The sequence below is a fragment of the Prosthecobacter vanneervenii genome, from assembly GCF_014203095.1.
GTDB lineage: Bacteria > Verrucomicrobiota > Verrucomicrobiia > Verrucomicrobiales > Verrucomicrobiaceae > Prosthecobacter > Prosthecobacter vanneervenii.
Genome location: NZ_JACHIG010000004.1, coordinates 339,204 through 359,206, shown reverse-complemented (window position 1 = coordinate 359,206; position 20,003 = coordinate 339,204). Strand labels below are relative to the sequence as shown.

General features: G+C 61.6%; 16 protein-coding genes and 1 pseudogene. 8 read left to right on the top strand and 9 right to left on the bottom strand.

Annotated features, from left to right (window positions below; genetic code table 11):
* Positions 1–2: 2 nt before the first annotated feature.
* The 7 genes from HNQ65_RS11555 to HNQ65_RS11525 all read left to right on the top strand — a co-directional run bounded on the left by HNQ65_RS11555 (position 3) and on the right by HNQ65_RS11525 (position 4,908).
* Positions 3–629: a hypothetical protein gene (locus tag HNQ65_RS11555; RefSeq protein ID WP_184339680.1), complete on the top strand. Its 627-nt coding sequence runs from the start codon at positions 3–5 to the stop codon at positions 627–629.
* A 14-nt stretch (positions 630–643) separates the two neighbouring features.
* A complete protein-coding gene (locus tag HNQ65_RS11550) occupies positions 644–862 on the top strand; it encodes a hypothetical protein (RefSeq protein ID WP_184339679.1) in 219 nt (72 codons plus the stop codon).
* A gap of 12 nt (positions 863–874) precedes the next feature.
* Positions 875–1,564, top strand: a complete 690-nt coding sequence (locus HNQ65_RS11545; RefSeq protein ID WP_184339678.1) for an SDR family oxidoreductase — start codon at positions 875–877, stop codon at positions 1,562–1,564.
* A 230-nt stretch (positions 1,565–1,794) separates the two neighbouring features.
* Complete coding sequence (locus HNQ65_RS11540) at positions 1,795–2,427, top strand: phosphopantothenoylcysteine decarboxylase domain-containing protein (protein WP_184339677.1); 633 nt, start codon at positions 1,795–1,797, stop codon at positions 2,425–2,427.
* A gap of 25 nt (positions 2,428–2,452) precedes the next feature.
* Positions 2,453–3,211, top strand: coding sequence for an inositol monophosphatase family protein (locus HNQ65_RS11535; RefSeq protein ID WP_184339676.1), 759 nt, complete (start codon positions 2,453–2,455; stop codon positions 3,209–3,211).
* A 117-nt stretch (positions 3,212–3,328) separates the two neighbouring features.
* Positions 3,329–4,114: an ABC transporter ATP-binding protein gene (locus HNQ65_RS11530; RefSeq protein ID WP_184339675.1), complete on the top strand. Its 786-nt coding sequence runs from the start codon at positions 3,329–3,331 to the stop codon at positions 4,112–4,114.
* Positions 4,111–4,908 carry an ABC transporter permease gene (locus HNQ65_RS11525; protein ID WP_184339674.1) on the top strand — a complete coding sequence of 266 codons (798 nt, stop codon included), beginning with the start codon at positions 4,111–4,113 and terminating at the stop codon, positions 4,906–4,908. The genes HNQ65_RS11530 and HNQ65_RS11525 overlap by 4 nt, the downstream gene beginning before the upstream one ends.
* 321 nt (positions 4,909–5,229) lie before the next feature.
* On the opposite strand, the gene HNQ65_RS11520 is transcribed toward HNQ65_RS11525, so the two are convergent.
* The 9 genes and pseudogenes from HNQ65_RS11520 to HNQ65_RS11480 form a co-directional block, all read right to left on the bottom strand.
* A complete protein-coding gene (locus HNQ65_RS11520; protein ID WP_184339673.1) occupies positions 5,230–6,237 on the bottom strand; it encodes a Gfo/Idh/MocA family protein in 1,008 nt (335 codons plus the stop codon).
* 141 nt (positions 6,238–6,378) lie between these two features.
* Positions 6,379–7,971, bottom strand: coding sequence for a hypothetical protein (locus tag HNQ65_RS11515; protein WP_184339672.1), 1,593 nt, complete (start codon positions 7,969–7,971; stop codon positions 6,379–6,381).
* Positions 7,968–10,607: a hypothetical protein gene (locus HNQ65_RS11510; protein ID WP_184339671.1), complete on the bottom strand. Its 2,640-nt coding sequence runs from the start codon at positions 10,605–10,607 to the stop codon at positions 7,968–7,970. The genes HNQ65_RS11515 and HNQ65_RS11510 overlap by 4 nt, the downstream gene beginning before the upstream one ends.
* Positions 10,608–10,610: 3 nt before the next feature.
* Positions 10,611–11,513 (bottom strand): ABC transporter ATP-binding protein, encoded by a 903-nt coding sequence (locus tag HNQ65_RS11505; RefSeq protein WP_184339670.1) that lies wholly within the window; start codon positions 11,511–11,513, stop codon positions 10,611–10,613.
* Positions 11,510–11,872, bottom strand: coding sequence for a GntR family transcriptional regulator (locus HNQ65_RS11500; protein ID WP_184339669.1), 363 nt, complete (start codon positions 11,870–11,872; stop codon positions 11,510–11,512). The genes HNQ65_RS11505 and HNQ65_RS11500 overlap by 4 nt, the downstream gene beginning before the upstream one ends.
* Positions 11,873–11,938: 66 nt before the next feature.
* Complete coding sequence (uvrB, locus tag HNQ65_RS11495) at positions 11,939–14,116, bottom strand: excinuclease ABC subunit UvrB (RefSeq protein WP_184339668.1); 2,178 nt, start codon at positions 14,114–14,116, stop codon at positions 11,939–11,941.
* A gap of 9 nt (positions 14,117–14,125) precedes the next feature.
* Positions 14,126–15,241, bottom strand: coding sequence for a fatty acid desaturase (locus tag HNQ65_RS11490; protein ID WP_221306135.1), 1,116 nt, complete (start codon positions 15,239–15,241; stop codon positions 14,126–14,128).
* 133 nt (positions 15,242–15,374) lie between these two features.
* Positions 15,375–16,829 (bottom strand): sulfatase-like hydrolase/transferase, encoded by a 1,455-nt coding sequence (locus HNQ65_RS11485; protein WP_221306134.1) that lies wholly within the window; start codon positions 16,827–16,829, stop codon positions 15,375–15,377.
* 539 nt (positions 16,830–17,368) lie between these two features.
* A pseudogene (locus HNQ65_RS11480) lies at positions 17,369–17,752 on the bottom strand (FKBP-type peptidyl-prolyl cis-trans isomerase); the annotation flags it as partial.
* A gap of 553 nt (positions 17,753–18,305) precedes the next feature.
* On the opposite strand from HNQ65_RS11480, the gene HNQ65_RS11475 reads away from it, so the two are divergent.
* The gene (locus HNQ65_RS11475; RefSeq protein WP_184339665.1) at positions 18,306–19,868 is read left to right on the top strand and encodes a glycerol-3-phosphate dehydrogenase/oxidase; all 1,563 of its coding nucleotides are present in this window, start codon (positions 18,306–18,308) and stop codon (positions 19,866–19,868) included.
* Positions 19,869–20,003: the final 135 nt, after the last annotated feature.

Here is a 20,003-nt window from a genome sequence, read left to right as displayed (position 1 = left end):
CCATGACCACAGCCGAAATCGCCGACGCACTCAGCCTCGTGCGACAGGAGACCGACTTAAACTCCAAGTCCCTCCTCCTCGCCGGGCTCGTCTCCGAACTCTTCCGCGAGCGTGGCTTCGAACCCGTGGTCGTCGGCGGTTCCGCCATCGAATTCTACACTGATGGTGCTTACATGTCCGGAGACACCGACATCTGCTGGACCGGCTGGCCGCAGCCCAGCATCGATGAGCGCGGTGAAATCATGCGCCAGATCCCCGGCATTAAATGTCACGGTGCCAACAAGAGCTGGACCGTCGAAGGCCTTTGGATCGATCTGCTGGGAGAGATTGACTATCGTGCAGACAAAGAATTTTCCCGTTTCTACACACCCCACGGAGAAGTGAGATTGATCCCTGTGGAGGATGCATTGGTCGAGCGCGTTTACGCTGCCAGGAAATATTGCAATCGCTATGACGAGAAAGACGACGGATGTGCTAAAAAACTGATGTCGGCCGTTGTATCGGGGCGCATCCCTATCGACTGGCAGGAAGCAGAACGAGTGGCTGCTTGTTCAAAATTCAATTGCACCGCTGAGTTCAATGCCGTGCGCGCAGAGGTCGAAGCAGAACTAGAAAAATCCAAGCCCTGAGCTAATCTCTCTGTATGACCCCCTCCAAACTCAAATCCAGCCCAGAGCGTACCTGGACCTGGGAGCAGTGGCAGGCCGGCCGCGCCGAGCGCCGCCGGATTGGGAATCTCGTTGCTCCGAAAAACATCCGTCGCGCAAAAAGCGAAGGCGACGAATACCTCCGCGAAACCTACGACGGCGAACGCGGCCCGCCCTTCAACAAGCCCTTTGATCCTTCCGCCGACGAGAAGTAACGGTGGGTTCGCATGAACCCCAAAACCGTCGTCATCACCGGCTGCACCCGCGGACTCGGCCGCGCCATGGTCCCCCTCTTCGTCAAAGCCGGATGGAACGTCATCGGCTGCGGCCGCAACGCCGCCCAAATCGCCGACCTCGCACGCACCTTCCCCGCACCCCACCTCTTTCAGACCTGCGATGTCTCCCACGAATCCGACATCGCCGCCTTCTGCGCCGCCATCCTCAAGCACTCCGGCGCACCCGACCTCGTCCTCAACAACGCCGCCATCATCAACCCCAACGCCCCCCTCTGGGAAACCAGCGCCGAGGACTTCAGCCGCATCATCGACATCAACATCAAAGGCCCCGCCGCCATGATGCGCCACCTCCTCCCCGCCATGCTCAAGCGCGGCAGCGGCGTCATCGTCAATTTCTCCTCCGGCTGGGGCCGCTGCACCGCTTCCGACGTCGCCCCCTACTGCGCCACCAAGTACGCCATCGAAGGCCTCTCCATGGCCACCGCCCAGGACACCGGCGGCAAGGTCGCCGTCATTCCCATGAACCCAGGCATCATCGACACCGACATGCTCCGCAGCACCTTCGGCTCCAGTGCAGGCGGTTTCCCCGATGCCGAAGACTGGGCCCGCCGCGCCGTCCCTTACTTCATCAAGCTCGGCCCCAAAGACAACGGCAAGCCGCTCACAGTGCCTGGTGGCTAACCGCCCTCTCAATCTTCCTCCTCCTCTTACTCCTACTCCTCCTCCCGGAGTCTGGAGGCCCAAGACACCTCATCATCAGCTTGGTAGAAACATCCATCCCACACATCTCCTCTCGACAATCCCAGTGCACGTATTGCAGTCACGGCTTTAGCCATTCCGGTCTGAATCTCCCATCAAACCTCTGCGTTTTTCCAATCTCTGCGGTGTAAAATCAGCCCTCCCTTCTCCCCATGCGCCTCCTCATCACCGCCGGCCCCACCCGCGAGCCCATCGACCCCGTGCGCTTCCTCTCAAACCGCTCCTCCGGCCGCATGGGCTACGCCCTCGCCGAGGCCGCCCTCGCCACTGGCCATGAGGTCATCCTCATCTCCGGCCCCGTCACCATTCCCCCTCCTTCCGGCGTCCAGCTCATCCGCATCGAAACCGCCCGCGAAATGTACGACGCCGTCCGCAGCCACCTCCTCGGCTGCCACACCGCCATCTTTAGCGCCGCCGTCGCCGACTACCGCCCCGCCCAGACCGCCTCGCAAAAAATCAAAAAGACCGCCGACACCCTGACTCTCCAGCTCGAACGCACCGAAGACATCCTCGGCTCGGTCCGCTCCCAGTTCGGCTTCCAAGGCTTCCTCGTCGGCTTCGCCGCTGAAACTGAAAATCTCGTCGCCCACGCCCAGGACAAGCTCCAGCGCAAAGGCTGCGACCTCATCATCGCCAACGACGTATCCCAATCAGGTATCGGGTTTGACAGCACAGAAAACGCAGTCACCCTCTGCTTCCCTGACGGCCAGACGACCGCCCTCCCCCGGCAGTCAAAAACCGCCCTCGCGCATGAATTGATCCACATCATTTCATCCAGAATCTAGCATCAAGCATCCAGCAACTAGCCCAGTGAAAGAACTCCTCGCCACCGCCACCGAAGCCGCACACGCCGCCGGCAAACTCATCCTGGAAAACTTCGGCTCCGAACTCACCGTCAACGAAATGCAGCGCCACGATATCAAGCTCGAGCTCGATGTCCGCTCCCAGCAGCTCATCACCGACATGATTCTCGCCCGCTTCCCCGACCACGCCATCCTCGGCGAGGAAGGCGGCGAAACCGGCGGCAACGGCGATGTCGAGTGGATCGTCGATCCCATCGACGGCACCGTGAACTACTTCTTCGGCATCCCCCACTTCTGCGTCTCCATCGCCGCCCGCAAACGCGAATCCAAAGAGCTCCTCATCGGCGTCATCTTCGACCCCACCCAGAAAGAAACCTGGACCGTCGTGCGCGGAGAAAAGCCTCAGCTCAATGGCAAAACCATCGCAGTCAGCCCCCGCGCCCAGATGGCCGAAGCCGTCGTCACCGTCGGCTTCTCCAAGAGCAAGGAGGCCCTCGATCTCGGCTTCGAGCGCTACAAGCGCATCGCCTACGAAGTCCGCAAAACCCGCATGCTCGGCAGCGCCGCCCTCGCCATGGCCTACATCGCCACCGGCCGCCTCGATGCCTACGTCGAAGAACAGATCAGCCTCTGGGACATCGCTGCCGGACAGCTCATGGTCGAAATGGGCGGCGGCAAAGTCATGCTCAAGCCCAGCACCACCAAGCCCGGCACCATGTTCATCTGCGCCTCCAACGGCAAGCTCCCCATTGAGAAGTACCTTTAAGAACCCACTGAGCCATACCGCAGTGGAAAAAACCGCAGAGAAAAATACTCAAAACTCAGATCTCTGCGTTTTTCCAATCTCTGCGGTGTAAATCATTCCGTCTTTCCCCAACCGCGCATGTCCGCCCCAGCCACCGACTCCCGCGAAGTCATCCTCGAAGCCCGCGAACTCACCCGTGAGTTCGACGGCGTCAAGGCGCTCGACCGCTTCAGCTTCCAGCTCCATCGCGGCGAGGTCCTCGGTCTCCTCGGTGCCAACGGCGCTGGCAAGACCACGGCCATGAACTGCCTGCTCGGCCTCACCCTGCCGACCTCTGGCGAGCTCAATGCCTTCGGCCTGCCCCTGCAGTCTCACCGCATTCAGATCCTCCAGCGTTCCAATTTCTCCTCCGCCTACACCGCCCTCCCCGGCAACCTCCTTGTCTGGCAAAACCTCAGCGTCTTTGCCCGCATCTACGGCGTGCCCAACCCGAAGAAGAAAATCGCAGAGCTCATGGAGCTCCTCGAAATCTCCCACCTCGGCAAACGCGTCACCGGCCAGCTCTCCGCCGGCGAATCCACCCGCGTCAATCTCGTCAAAGCCTTCCTCAACGACCCCGAGCTTCTGATGCTCGACGAGCCCACCGCCAGCCTCGACCCCGACATCGCCGACAAGGTCCGCAAAGTCATCCGCAAGGTCCAGCGCGAGCGCCACATCGCCATCCTCTACACCTCCCACAACATGCGCGACATCGAGGAGGTCTGTGACCGCGTCATCTTCCTCCACAAAGGAAAGATCGTCTGCGAAGGCACCCCCACCGAAATCATGTCCAGGTCCAGCAGCAACAACCTGGAGGATGTCTTCATCAAAATCGCCCGCGACGGCGAAATCCTCGACGAACCCAAAAAAGAAGAAGCCCTATGAATCTCCGCATCATCAGCGCCCTCGTGATGCGCTACCTCTTCCTCTACACCCGCAGTCCCATGCGCCTCGTCGAGCTGGCCTTCTGGCCCGTGGTCGATCTCGTCGTCTGGGGAAACGTCACCGTCTTCATCCAGAAGAACACCAACCCCGAGTTCGGCAGCTATGTCCTCTTTTTCCTGGGCGGCATGATCCTCTGGGACATCATGTTCCGCGCCCAGCAGGGCGTCGCCATCTCCTTCCTTGAAGACGTCTGGACACGAAATCTCCTGAATGTCTTCGTCGCTCCCGTCCGCTCTTTGGAGTACATCAGCGCCACCTTTATCGTCGGCGTGATGCGCATCCTCATCACGGTCGTCGTGCTCAGCCTCATTTCGTGGCTCGGTTACGCCTTCAATGTCTTTCAGTTGAGCTGGTGGCTTGCCCCGTTTTTTGCAAACCTCATGCTCTTTGGCTGGGCGCTCGGCATGATCTCCACCGCCCTCATCCTTCGCTGGGGCCTGGCCGTCGAATCTCTTGCCTGGGCCATCCCCTTCTTCTTCCAGCCTGTTGTCGCCGTTTTCTACCCGGTCGAAAACATGCCCGCCTGGTCGCAGCCCATCGCCTGGTGCTTCCCACCCACCTACATTTTTGAAGGCATGCGTTCGGTCATGAAATCCGGCACCATGAACTGGAACTACCTCTGGCTCTCCGCAGGTCTGAATCTCGTCTACCTCGGCCTCGCCGGCTGGCTTTTCGTCTGGGTCCTCAACCTCACCCGCAAACGCGGTCTCCTCACCAAGTTCGCCACCCAGTAAAAGTGATGCGGGCACTCCTGCCCGCAACCAGCGGCCCCGCAAAGCCCCACCGCCACCGCACCAGCCAGGAACGCTCTCCCTTTGGACTGCGGTCGCGAAGTGAGGCACGAACGCAGCTACCGCTTTCGCCGTGCATCACTGTGCACGAACACCACCAAACCTCCAAAAGCGGGAGCCATTGATCTATCTACCAGCCCATTGAGCACGCGACCGCCACGAGACACTCGAGAGCAGCATTTGGCGCAGCCACGCACTATAGCAAAGTGATGCAGGCACTCTTGCCTGCAAAGATTACTTTCTTCGCGGAAAGAAACACCCTCACTATTGCCACACCCCCGCCGCCCTCATCACCGTCTCATGCACGCTGATGTCATGCGCCGCATCCCACGCCAGCTTCTTCTCGCCTCTCACCACCGCCGCCAGATCCGTAAACTCCCCCGCATACCGGTCCTTCGGCACCTCCAGTTGAAACGACTGCATCCCCTTCTTGTAGCTCCCTCGCGCCTTCGTCAGCGACAGATTCACCCTCCCGCTCTCCATCGGCACGATCTCAAACGTCCCCTCCGTCCCCGTCACGTTAAACCTCCGGCGCGGCCCGCCAAACGGATCCACATGATTCACCCGCACCACCGCCGTCGCCTTCCCATACTGCAGCACCGCCATCTGGTTGTCCTTCACGCCATCATCCCGCGTCGGCGTTGAAAAAGCAGTCACCGCCTGCGGCTTGCCCAGGATCGTCATCACCGCATCGATCACATGGCAGCCCAGCTCAAACAGCCCGCCGCCCGGCAGCGCCCCCAAAATCCCACGCTGTTTCGCATCTCCCAACTTCCCCATCGCCGCGTCGATCTCGGTAATCTCTCCCAGCCACCCTTCACGCACCGCCTGGAAAAGCAGCACAAACGCCGGATTGTAGCGCAGCATGTAGCCCATCTGCACCGTCAGCCCGCGCTTCTCCGCCTCCAGCCTCATCGTCTTGAATTCCTCATGCTTCAGCGCCCCTGGCTTGTCCAGATGCACATGCTTCCCTGCCTCGATACAACGCAGCGCCGTCGCGCAGGAATCTTCAATCCGCGTCTCCACCGCCACCGCGTTCAAATCCGGCATTCCCAGCAGCTTCTCATCTGTCAAAGACGGCACGCCCTCGTAGCCCTTCGCGCCCGCCACGCCCACCACCTCCCAAAGATCCGTCAGCGACCTCATCGCAGCCATCTTCCCCGACGCATGCGCATGCTCCGTCCCGATCTGCCCAATCTTCAGTCTCCCACCACCACCAGCGGCAAAAGCAGTCGAACCACAGGCGAGAATAAAGGCGCGTCGTTTCATCATAGAATGGTGAAACGACGCTGAAACCGCATTCTTCACGCCGAGATTCACGCCCGCTGCCTCAGGCCAGCTTGCAAGGCTCAGTTTTTCAGTTCCCAGTTTTCAGTTTCCACATCTCACTTTGCCTCACCTCACCACGGCTCCTCATTCACCACCCTTCACCACCCGCAGCAGCTCCTCCCCGCTCACCTCCAGATCCACCACCCCGCGTTCCTCCGTCCACCACACATCCAGCATCGTCCCGTCCACCCATTCATCAAATTTCAGCCCCGCGATGTCCATCTGCGCGCGTGGATGCGTAAAATGAAAGTGCCCCTCCCGTTTGTTCACCCGATGGTACTGCCCGCCGCCTGAAGAGTCACGGAGCTCTCCTTCGCAGGCAGTGTTCACCTCGCGGATCCCAGGAGAATGCAGCAGCAGCAGAAAATTCTCTTCTGGAACCCTGCCCGCCACTCGCAGCGCCTCCTGCTGACCCGCAGCTGCCAGCAGGGGGATTCTCCGTCGCAGCATCGACCTGAATTGCATCTCGCTGTCGTGATCACGCTCGCTCATCTGAAAATCCAGCCTGCGTCCGGCCTCCAGCACAATCCGCTGCTCCTGACTCATCGCCACACGCAGCGGCATGGTTGTTACACGCTTCATTCTCTGCACCGCCAGCCGCAGCCGCCACGGCCCGGGCGCCGCGCCGCTCACGATCTTTTGCAGCTCCTCCACGCGCACATCATCCGCATGGCCTCTCCACAGCTCTCCGCTTGGGTAGTGCGGCACCAGCGCCTGCGTGTGCGCCATCACCATCCAGCGTTGACGCATCTGCACCTTTGCTGTCTCTCCACCTGACACCTGTGTGTAGCCTGAAAAGGCCGTCTCCGGCGGCCACCCCTCTCCCACTGGAGCAAAGGCCGCCACAGAAGCCACATGATCCGCAGGCAGGCCCGTCACATGCACCCCTTTCCACAGCTCCTGCGCCCCGCTATCTGGCCGTTTACCAATATGCAGCGCCAGCTTCGCATCTTCATACCGCATCTCGGGCCGGGCACACCAGTTCCAGTTTCCCATTCCGGTCGTCAGCAGCGCTGCCACGCAGCCCGCCGTCAGCGTCATACAAGCTCTCCGTCTCAGCGTCACCTGCCACCAGGCGCAGACGAGCGTCAGGATCAAAATGAAGCGCCCCACCGCCAGCACACACACATTCTCCGCACCCCGCCATACCGTCCCCCACATCCACGTCGCTATCTCCAGCAGCACGATGCACACCAGGCCCCCCAGCATGTTTCTCCACACGGGGCCGCTCCAGCTCGCGATCAGCGCCGCGCACCCCCCCACATAAAGCGCAGGCAGCGCGGTCCCGGCGCTCTCCGCCAGCCACTCGGCCGCTCCGTAGCCATGTCCGTGGCACTGCACCCAGTCGCTCGTCAGCCACGGCAGCAGCAGCGTCACTTTGAAAAACACCACCTTCGCCATCCACACTGCCCCGCGTCCCAGCGGCCGCACATGGGCGCCCGCTTCCGTGTTTCCCGGCCCGTCTGCACGCACGCTCCTGACGATCACGGTCAGCGCCAGCAGCCCCGGCAGAAATCCCGGCATCGCTATCTCCGGTCTTTCATCCTGCATCGACTGCCAGCAGTCAGTCACCACCACCGCCAGCCATGCCAGCACCAGCAGCCACTGCGCACGCCATTCCTGCACCATCTGATGCCACACTCGAAAAACAAAGGAAGTTGGGTGCATCAGTTTCATGGTCGTTCAGGCAGCAGTTCCCAGATCATCTTCTCCGCATCGTAGTGGTAGTCCTTCGCTCTGTGGCTCCTGGCATCCTGCACAAATTGCTGCAGCGTCTTCAGGTTGGGCCGCCCCTGGTTCAGAGACGCAAACATCGCATGGTGCTGCATCATTGCTCCTAAAGCCTGGTCATCCTCACGCATCGCCACCGCTCGCAGCAGCCAGTCCAGCGCCTCCGGCATCCCCAGCGCTACTGCGGCATGCAGCGGGCGCTCATAGCCGCGTTCCAGCCGTGCCACCTTGGGCAGTTGGGCATACGCCTCCCGGGTCAGCCGTTCCGCCTTCTCGCGGATTTTCAGATCTGGCTGCCTCATCAGCCAGCGCAGATCCCCGCAGTCAAAATCCTTTGCATACCCCGCCAGCACCTCCTCCGTGCTCCGCGGCTTGTCATCCATCAGCGGCCACAGCGGCTCATCCGAGCGCTGCCGGATCGCAGCCATATACACATCCAGGTCGTCAGGACGCCAGTTGACCAGCCACAGCGTCTCCATCACTCGCTTTCGCACCTGCCCCGGCTTGCCCGTCACCGGCACCTCACGCTCATACATCGCCATCCCCGTTTTTTCCGACCGTCTCACCCCCGGTATCCCGGCCTGCAGCACCGCTTCATTCAGCACACCCTGGGTCAGATCTGCGTTGTCATGCACCAGCGCTGCCCGGAACACGTCCGCATGCCTCACAAAAAACGGGGCCAGCACCTGCCACACCTCCCGGTCATTCCCCGGCCATTTCAGTTCTCCATCATTGCCGCGATGCCAGCGCTCTTCATACACATGAGACGCCTCATACACCGCCGCCACATAGCGCGCCACCTCTGCGCTGGCGGCATCATCGGCAGGGCGTGGCAGGCTGCGCACCTGCTTCAGAAAAGCCACCCGTGGATTGCCCGGCTCAGTCGAAGGCTCGGTTCTCGGCCAGCCTCCGCCCTTCACCAGGTAATCGTCGATTTTGAGATCCTTCATCTCCATCTCATGCTCCGAGCTTCCCAGATACTCAGGCTTCAGCACCACCAGCCGCTGCTCAGCCAGATTCGCCTCCGTCACCCCCGTGCCCGTTTCCAGCACCTGCTGAAACGTCTGCTGCTGGATCATGTGGCACCAGCCCAGACCCGCACCACGCATCTGCTCAGCACCGGAGCTGACGGTAAACTGCCACAGATAGCGGTTCTCAGGTGAAAACAGGCACGCATGGGGAAACAGCGGCAGCAGGTCGTTCTGCCACTCAAAGCTCCGCGCTGACAGGCGATACACCACCGTCACACACCCCTCAGTCCGCTCTCCACGCCCGTTGTCATGGGGCATCACCTTCAGCAGCTCGATTTCGAAGTGAGCCCCTCTGTACTTGGCCCCGGCTTGCAGCGGCACTTCTCCCAGCCGTTGTACCCGCATCCACTCCGCCTTTAGAGATAAATTCGCATTCACTGCCTCGTCCAGATGCATGGGCTGTGGCAGTCGTAGCAGCGTATTGGTCACAGCAGGGTTCATTCCCATGGTGAGCAGGCCTTCCGGCTTGCTCCCGGGAAACGCACCTGCCATCGGGTAGTTGTGGCACAGGTAGCCTGCGGCATAAAAAGGCAGCCGCATCCATCTGTTCTCAGGCTCCGCAGGCGTCGGCAGCACCTGTCCGTTCTGCGTCATCACAATGGATGTTGCCCTCCAGTGCGGCACATACTCCTCCGGCATGCTCTTCAAGCGTGCATTCGCTTCAAAGGAGAGATACTTCCCGCCCGGCTTTGCATCTCCCTGGCCAAAATGCCGGTCACGCTTTGGAATCACCACCTCCCGCCCCGCCGCCAGCTTCCGAATCTGCTCTTGTTCATTGGGTTTCTCGTAGGCGCTTCTAAAAAGCGAAGACGCTGCCACCCCAAGCTCCAGCATCACTAATAGCATCACCACACTCACACGCGCCAGCATCCCCAGCGGCCTCCGCTTGTGCCACATCACCACCACCGGCATCAGCAGGCCCACCAGCCAGGCCGCCTGCACCGTTCGCCCGTATTCCATCGTCAGCTGCGGTGGCTCGTACAGCCAGTGCAGCTCTCTAAAAAGCACGCGCATCAGGGAATACATCCAGGACTCCATCGACACGACCACCAGCACAATCACCGCGTGCCGCTCCCAGCCATGCAGCAAAAACGGCAGTGGCAGCACCCACAGCGTCATCGCTCCCGCCGCCCAGGCCCGTTCAGCCACTCCCAGCATCATCTCTTCAAACGGCCGCCCGCTCAGCCATAAATAGAGCACGCTCTCCACCATCAGCGGCAGCATCACCAGCACCACCCAGACCATCAGCCGCGCCCCCCGGTAGCTCACGCGCGAAAGCGGCCTCGTCAGCGCATAGCCACGCCCGTCGTTCCCGCTCTCCTCCGGCGGCACGCTCAGCATGAACCACCACACCACCATCCACAGCAGCACCCGCATCAGGATCTCATAAGACACCAGCCAGGCTCCTTCGCTTCCATGTTCCACCGGCCTCATCGGCACCACCCATTCCAGGTTCACCGCCAGGTCCAGCACCAGCACTGTCAGCAGCAGCACCCACCGCGGCCAAAGCCAGCGAAATTCTTTGCGAAACTGATGAAGTGTCAGGTTCATGTCTCATTTCCCCTCCAGTCGATAAGCTCTCGCCAGCGCCACAAAGATCTCACGCAGGCTCATCGCCCGCACCTCATGATGTGCCGCCCCCGGCATCGCCTCCCGCAGCGCTGCCGCCAGCCCTTCCTCATTCCCAAACCGGCTCGCCGTAAACCGCAGCGTCCGCCCCGCCTGCTCCGCATGCAGCCAGTCCTCCGGCAGATTCACCGGCGCTCTACCATCATCTGGTAGCACCACCTCCACCGCACGAAACCTCGCCTGCAGGCTGTCGCTCGTCTCAGCCAGCGCCAGCTTCCCACGGTTGATGATCGCCACCCGGTCCGCCAGCCGCTGCACTTCTTCGATGTCATGCGACGACACAAACACCGTCCATCCTTCCTGCCCCGTCAGCTCCAGCAGCCCCCGGATAAACTCATCGCGCACCAGCGGATCCAGCCCGCTGAAGGGTTCATCCATCACCACCAGCTTCGGACGATACGCCAGGCTGCTCAGCAGCGCGGCCTTCATCCGCATGCCGCGGGAGAGATCCTTCAGCTTCGTCCCCGTAGGCAGGTCAAACTGCCCCATGAGCTGCTTCTCAAACGCCGCATCCCAGTTCGGATACAGCGGACGGCAGTAATCCAGAAACTGCTTCACCGTCATCCAGAGCGGCAGCTCCATGTTTTCAGACACATAGCCAATCTGCGTGAACTGCGCCGGTCCCAGCTTCCGCGAATCCCCGCCCAGCACCGTGATCGTTCCACGGTCCGGCTGGTGCAGATTGAGCAGGCACTTGATCGTCGTGCTCTTTCCCGCACCGTTCGGCCCCAGGAAAGCCGTCACCTGTCCCTCTGGCACCTCCAGGCTCAAACCGGCCACAGCCTCCGTCTTGCGGAAGCGTTTATGCAGATCGTGGATCGTGATCATAGGCTTTTGAGGTGTTGGATGACTTGTTCCAGCGTGAGATTGAGCTCTGCTGCCTCTTTCAGCAGCAACCGGCATTCCGGTGTGATCTGCGCCAGCCGCTCCGCCACATCCGGCTGGTCAGGCACCGTCACCACCATGCCGATGCCCGGCCTCGAATTGAGCCAGCCCGCGTCCTTCAGTTGCAGCACCACCTTGTGCGCCGTCGTCGGGCTGATCCTCAGCTCCTGGCTCAGCGTCCGCACACTCGGAAACGCATCGCCGGCCCGCATCTGCCCTGTTAGGAGCGCCTTGCGCACAGCCCCAAGAATCTGGTCAGAGACCGGACTCCCATCTTGAAGCTGGATCGAAAACGGCAGCATATTCTCAGGTGTTCTTAGTGTAACAATACAACTGTTACACTGCAACCAAAAAATCTCTGCCTCTTCCTACCTCCCCTTCTTGCCCCCACGCTTCGGCTTCGCATACACCACGTTCTTCCTCTGCGCCGGCAGCGCCCCCGAATCATCCGCATTCAGCCCCGCTCGCTTCTTCAGTTCGCGGATCTGATCTCGCAGCAGCGCCGCGCGTTCGTACTCCAGCTTGGTCGCTGCGGCGGCCATCTCCTGCTCCAGTTCACGGATCGTCTCAGTAATCGCAAAATCCCCGCCGCCTTCACGCACCACGCTCTCCTCCACCTCGCGTGCCTTGCCCAGGATTTGCAGGCTCTCCTGCACCGCGCGCTGCACCGTTTGCGGCGTGATGCCATGCTTTTCGTTGTACTCGATCTGCAGGCGTCTGCGATGCCCGCTGATGCTCAGCAGCGCCTGAATGCTCTTCGTCTGCAAATCCGCAAACAGCACCACCTCGCCGTTCACATGGCGTGCGGCACGTCCCGCCGTCTGGATCAACGACGACTCGCTGCGCAGGAAGCCTTCTTTGTCCGCATCCAAAATGCACACCAAGCTCACCTCCGGCAAATCGAGCCCCTCTCGCAGAAGGTTGATGCCCACCAGCACGTCGCAGTCCCCAGCGCGCAGGCTTCGTAAAATCTCCACACGCTCGATCGCGTCGATGTCGCTGTGCAGGTAGCGCACTTTGAAGTTCAGATTGCGCAGATAGTCCGTCAAATCCTCCGCCGTGCGCTTCGTCAGCGTCGTCACCAGCACACGCTCACGCCGTTCCACACGCTGCCGGCATAGCTCGATGGTTTCGTCGATCTGCCCTTCCAGCGGCTTCACGGTGATGATTGGGTCCAGCAGCCCTGTCGGGCGGATGATCTGCTCCACCACCAGCGAGCGGCCCTTGCTGGTCACATCAAATTTCTCCACCGGCTCCGAGCTGCCGCTGATCTTCACCATTCGCGTCATCGGCACCGGCTCCGCCGCCTTGGCGATGTAGCTTTCATTCCCCACCACGCTGTTCTCGATCTCAAAGCGCGCAGGCGTGGCGCTCACGTACACGAGCTGCCCCACTTTTCCCATGAACTCCTCAAAGCGCAGCGGCCGGTTGTCCAGCGCGCTAGGAAGCCGGAATCCGTGCTCCACCAGCACCGTTTTGCGCGATTTGTCGCCTTCAAACATCCCGCCGATCTGCGGAATCGTCACGTGGCTTTCGTCGATAAACATCAGCGGCGGCTCCTTGAAGAAATCCAGCAGCGTGCCCGGTGTCGCCCCCGGCTCGCGCCCCGTCAGGTGGCGGCTGTAGTTTTCGATGCCCTGGCAGAAGCCCATCTCCTGCATCATCTCGATGTCATACTGCGTGCGCATCTTAAGCCGCTGCGCCTCCAGCAGCTTGCCTTCTTTCTCAAACCACGCCACCCGCTCCTCCATCTCCTCGCGGATCTTCACGATGGCCTTCCGCAGCTTCTCGCCCGGCGTCACAAACTGCTTCGCCGGAAAGATGGTGTAGTTCGGCATCTTCAGCGTCACCGTTCCCGTCAGCACGCTCACCGCGCTGATGCGGTCGATCTCGTCGCCAAAGAACTCGATGCGGATGGCCTCGTCTTCCAGGTAAGCCGGCACCACCTCCACCACATCTCCGCGTGCGCGGAATTTCCCGCGCTGCAGCTGCACGTCATTGCGCTCATACAGCATGTCCACCAGCTTCGTCAGCAGCGTCTCCCGGCTCATCTGCATGCCCACGTTCAGCGGCAGCATCATCCCCTCGTAATCCTCCGGCGAGCCCAGGCCGTAGATGCACGACACACTGGCCACGATGATCGTGTCCTGCCGCGTGATCAGCGCGCCCATGCTGGAAAGCCGCAGGCGCTCGATCTCGTCATTCACCGCGCTGTCCTTCTCAATGTACGTGTCCGTCCGCGCGATGTAGGCCTCCGGCTGGTAGTAGTCGAAGTAGCTGACGAAGTACTCCACCGCATTGTGCGGAAAGAAGTTCTTAAATTCCGAATACAGCTGCGCCGCCAGCGTCTTGTTGTGCGAGAAAATCAGCGCCGGCTTGCCCACCTCCGCGATGACATTCGCCATCGTGAAGGTCTTGCCAGATCCCGTCACGCCCATCAGCGTCTGGTGCCGGTTCCCGGCACGCAGAGACTTCGTCAGCTTCGCGATCGCCTGCCCCTGGTCGCCCTGGGGCTGGTACTCCGTGTTGAGCCGGAAACCAGACATGGCGTCAGCCTAGGACAGGCCCGGGCCAGCCTCGCTCGGTGCCGGCAGGTCAGCCGGGTCCACCTCTTCCGCCGCAGCCGCAGCCACGGGAGTCTTCTGGGCGTAGCGCTGGCGGTATTCTTTGAAGGAGATCAGGCGGCGGTCGCTCTCATCCCACAGACGCAGGTTGATGCACTTCAGGCTCTCCAGGATCGTCAGGGGCTTCACTGAGTGAAACATCGGGTGCGAGTTGTGGCAGCGCTCCAGGTAGTAGTTCGGCACGCGGCTGCTCAGGTGGTGCACGTGGTGGTAGCCGATGTTGCCGGTGAACCACTGCAGGATCTTCGGCAGCTTGTAGAAGGAGCTGCCCTCCAGCGCCGCGGTCGTGTAGTCCCATTCCTTCCCGTGCTCCCAGTACACGTCTTCATACTGGTGCTGCACGTAAAACATCCAGATGCCCGCCATTCCGGCAAACATCGTCACCGGCAGCTGCATCATCACGTAGTTCTTAAAGCCAAACAGCCAGCTCATCGCCACCACCATCAGCACCACCGCCACGTTCATGTACATCACCGAGGCGCGGTCCTTGGCCTTCGCACGCGGAGACGGGATGCGTTGATACAGCAGGAAGAGCACCAGCGGCCCCACAATGAAAAGCGTGAACGGATTGCGGATGATGCGGTAAAACATCCGGCGCGTCGGGCTGGCTTCCTGGTACTCCTTCACCGTCATCGTCCAGATGTCCCCGTCGCCACGGCGGCTCAGGTCGCCGGAGGTCTGGTGATGCACCGCGTGCTGCCAGCTCCAGTGCGCATACGGCGTGAAAGTCACCATCCCGCAGATGAAACCCACGATGCTGTTCGCCCGGTTCGACTTGAAAAACGACCCATGGCCGCAGTCATGGAAAAAGATGAAAACACGCACCACCAGCAGACCCGTCACCGCCGCCAGCGCCAGCGTCAGCCAGTAGGAAACCGCCAGGCTCTCATACATCGCCCACCACAGCAGCACCATCGGGACAAACGTGTTCACAAGCTGCCATACGGCTCGTGGAACGGAGGGAACTTGGAAGGGGGCGACAATTTTTTTCCATTCGGAAATCTTCATCTGAGGCTTGTCGGCGGTCATCTCTGGAGCACTGGTCATGGTATTTAAACGAGCCCATTATTTAGCACCTTTTTTGCATTAGTCCCATACTCAATTTGTGAAATTGTTCTCATCCTTTGCCCTGTTGAGATCACTTCTCATTTTAAATGACTCATTATCAATGACGTGACCCTCAGTAGTCACGGAACGGCCCCCTCGGCTCGGTCGCGTCCATCTCCGCCCGCCAGGCCGCAAACCGCTCTTTCAGCCTCCGCAGCACCTCCGGCTTTTCCGCGCTCAGGTCCTTTTTCTCCCCCAGGTCGGTGCTCAGGTCATACAGCCCGCCTCCCTTCTCCGACTCCACCCATTTCCAGTTCCCCACCCGCGCCGCCTTGTCTCCGCGACGCTGCCAAAACATCTCCTCCCGCGGCGATTTCGCCTCGCCCTTCAGCACCGGCAGCAGGTCGTAGCCATCGAGACTGCTTGCAGTCTCGCCCTTCGTAGCGCGCAGCGCGAAGGAGGGCCTCCCATCCTTGCCCACCGTCTCCTCAAGCCCATCGTAGTTCGCAGCGCGCAGCAGCGTCGGCACCAGTTCCAGCGACGTGAGAAACTCATCCGTCACCCGCCCCGCAGGCACCTTGCCCGGCCAGCGCACGATGAAGGGCACCCGCAGCCCGCCCTCCCACATTGTGCTCTTCTGCCCCCGCAGCGGCGCATTCCCCCCGTTCCCGCTCCCCCCGTTGTCAGACAAAAACACCACGAGCGTGTTCTCCGTCTGCCCCGCCTTCTCCACCGCCTCCATCACCGCGCCGATTGCCTCGTCCATGCACGTCACCGCCCCGCAGTAGCGCGCCAGCCGCTCGTCCTTCACCTTGCCCCGATACATCGCCACATACTTCTCCGGCGCCTGCACCCCCTCGCTCAGCTTCTTCTCCCCCTCCTTCGTCCCCTCTCCAAAGCTCGACGCCCCATGCGGCGCATTGAAAGGCAGGTAGAGAAAAAACGGCCGCTTTCCCGCCTGCTCGTTCACAAAGCGCAGCGCCTCCCGGCGGAAAACGTCCGTCACATACGTCCCCCGGTCCTCCTCCGTCCGCTCGTTCCCCCGGAACAGCGACGGCACCCCGTACCGCTCATGCGTGTAGTAGTCGATCCCGTTGTTCCCATGCCCGTAAAAGAAGTCGAATCCGCGCTGCAGCGGCAGGTAGCGCCGCGCCTGGCCCATGTCCCACTTCCCCACGCAACCCGTCGCATACCCCGCCTTGCGCAGCAGGTCGCCCAGCGTCAGCTCCCGCACATCCAGCCCCAGCGTCATCTCCGGCGAAACGGCATACTCCTCCGCATCATACCGGTGACCAAAGTTCACCAAATCATTCCGCACCATGTCATACAGCCCGTTCCGCTGCGGATACCTCCCCGTCAGGATGCTCCCCCGCGACGGCGTACACGCAGGCCACGTCACATAAAAGCTCGTTCCCCTCACCCCCTCCGCCGCCAGCTTGTCCAGATTCGGAGTAATGAGCGGCTTCGACCCGATGCACCCCAGATCCGGATACCCCTGATCATCGCTCACGATCAGCACAATGTTCGGCTGCGCGGCAAACCCCGCGCTCACCAGCAGCAACAACCAAGCAGCAAATCGAATCCACATCCCCCCATAACGACGCCCCGCTCCCATCCTAGCAGCCCTCTGATCCCCAAAATCTTTGCCCCCCATCTTTGACCAGCCCCCCAACTCCCCCAGTCAAAACCTCTACCCCCTCTGCACCTCAGAATCTTTGACCATCCATCTTTGACCAGCCCCCAACTCCCCCAGTCAAAACCTCTACCCCCTCTGATCCCCAAAATCTTTGACCCCCATCTTTTACCAGCCCCCCAACTCCCCCAGTCAAAACCTCTACCCCCTCTGCACCTCAAAATCTTTTACCATCCATCTTTGACCAGCCCCCAACTCCCCCAGTCAAAACCTCCGCCCCCTCTGCACCTCAAAATCTTTTACCATCCATCTTTTACCAGCCCCCAACTCCCCCCAGTCAAAACCTCCGCCCCCTCTGCCTCTCCGCCCCTCTGCGGCAAAACCAAACGTCCCTGCCACCCTCGCACCGCATAAGCCCCCTGTACAAAAAACTGGGCGGCGTGATAGACACACCGCCCAGCAAGAGAAAGCAGACTACTGCAACCAGACCAAACTCACTTCACCTTGATCAGCTCCACATCGAAAATCAGCGCCTCATTCGGCCCGATATCCCGACCCGCACCACGCGGGCCATACGCAAGCTTCGACGGAATGAAGAAGCGGTACTTCGCCCCCTCCTGCATCAGCTGCACACCCTCCGTCCAGCCCGCGATCACGCGATTCAGCGGAAACTCGATCGACTCCTTGCGGCGGTAGCTGCTGTCAAACACCTTGCCGTCGATCAGCGTGCCCTCGTAGTGCACTTCCACCGTGTCCGTCGCCTTCGGGCTCTTGCCCGTGCCGGGGGTGATCACCTTGTACTGCAGACCGCTCGCGGTCACCACCACGCCTTCCTTCTTGGCGTTGTCTTCGAGAAATTTTTCACCTTTGGCGAGAGCGATGTCGGACATGAGATTCAGTGGATAAGGGGTTGGTTAATCAGGGAACCCCGACGCTAGCATCCAGCCCCCAATTGTCGAACACCGAATGCACCCGTAGCACAACCGTCCCGGTTGTTCCGGCTTCCCACCATCCCCTTCCGCCCCCTCCGTCTTTCCCCTCCCCTTTTTGCGCCCTTTTTGCGCCTCTTTGCGGCCAATCCATCCGCCACACCCACCGCAAGTGATGCGGGCACTCCTGCCCGCACTCTCATCTCCGCAAACACCACGCCCCCCTTTCGGCCATTCCCTCCCATCTCCCCATCTCCCCATCTGATTGTCTCATTGTCCGATTGTCTCCCCCCTCCCTCTCCGTCTTTCCCCTCCCCTCTTTGCGCCCTCTTTGCGCCTCTTTGCGCCTCTTTGCGGCCACACCACGCCCCCCTTCGCGTTTCGTCATTATTTCGTCATTCGGATTTACTCATTCGTCATTCCCCCCCTCCCCCTCTCCGGCCCAGCATCCCCGCCTCACTCTACGCTTCCCCTCCACCCCTCGCCCTCTTAGAATGCTCCCATGAACCGCGAACACCTCTTCTCGCAGCTCGCCGCCCACACCGGCCCCTTCGACATCGCGATCATCGGCGGCGGCGCCACCGGCCTCGGGGCCGCCGTCGATGCCGCCTCCCGCGGCCACTCCGTCGTCCTCATCGAGCAGTCAGACTTCGCCAAAGGCACCTCCTCCCGCTCCACCAAGCTCGTCCACGGCGGCGTCCGCTACCTCAAGCAGGGCAATGTCTCCCTCGTCCTCGAGGCCCTCCGCGAGCGCGGCCTCCTCGTCCGCAATGCCCCCCACCTCGTCCACAGCCTCCCCTTCGTCATCCCCAGCTACCACTGGTGGGAGGGCCCCTTCTACGGCATCGGCATGAAGGTCTACGACACCCTCGCCGGGCAGCTCGGCCTCCAGCCCTCCCGCTACCTCTCACGCGAGGAAATGATCTCCCTCCTCCCCACCCTCGAGACCCACGGCCTGGAGGGCGGCGTCGTTTACCACGACGGCCAGTTCGATGACGCCCGCCTCGCCATCCACCTCGCCCGCACCGCCGTCAATCACGGCGCCATCGTCCTCAATCACACCCGCTGCTGCGGCCTCATCAAGGAAAACGGCCACGTCATCGGCATCCAGGCCGAATGCGTCGAAGCAGGCACGCAGTACGAGATCCGCGCCCGCTGTGTCATCAATGCCACCGGCGTCTTCGTCGACGACATCCGCCGCATGGACGACGCCAAGGCCGACTCCATCGTCGCCCCCAGCCAGGGCGTCCACCTCGTCCTCCCTCGCGAGTTCCTCCCCGGCGACTCCGCCATCATGATCCCCAAGACCGACGACGGCCGCGTCCTCTTCGCCGTCCCCTGGCACGGCCGCGTCATCATCGGCACCACCGACACCCCCGTCCACCACGCCTCGCTCGAGCCCCGCGCCCTCCCCGACGAAATCGAGTTCCTCATGACCCACGCCGCCCGCTACCTCACGCGCGATCCCACCCCCGCCGATGTCCTCAGCATCTACGCCGGCCTCCGCCCCCTCGTCGCCATGAAAAACGCCGAGACCACCTCCGCCCTCTCCCGCGATCACACCATCCTCATCGCCGACTCCGGCCTCATCACCATCACCGGCGGCAAGTGGACCACCTACCGCCGCATGGCCGAAGATGTCGTCGACCAGGCCGAGATGGTCGGCGGCCTCGCCATGCAGCACTGCACCACCCACGACCTCATGATCCACGGCTCCGCCACCGTCCTCGATCCCCACGATCCCCTCGCCGTTTACGGCAGCGACGCCGCCCAGATCCAGGCCCTCGCCGCCCAGCAGCCCGAATGGGCCGGCAAAGTCCACCCCCGCCTCGACCTCACCTGCGCCGAGGTCGTCTTCCACGCCCGCCACGAAATGGCCCGCACCGTCGGCGACGTCCTCGCCCGCCGCAGCCGCAGCCTCCTCCTCGATGCCCAATCAAGCATGTCCGCCGCCCCCCGCATCGGCGCCCTCATGGCCACCGAACTCGGCTGGGACGCCGAAAAAACCTGGCACGAAGTGGACCGCTTCCAGAAACTCGCCTGCGGGTATATCCTGGAGGGGTAAGCTCCGAAGTAGGCCGCAAAGTCCTCTGTGCGGCGCTCCAGCGATGCCCCAGCACCGTACTACGAATCATGTCCAAATCCCTGCATTACGAGTACCATAAACATTTTCTAAGCCTATTGAAAATTAAGTCGCGAT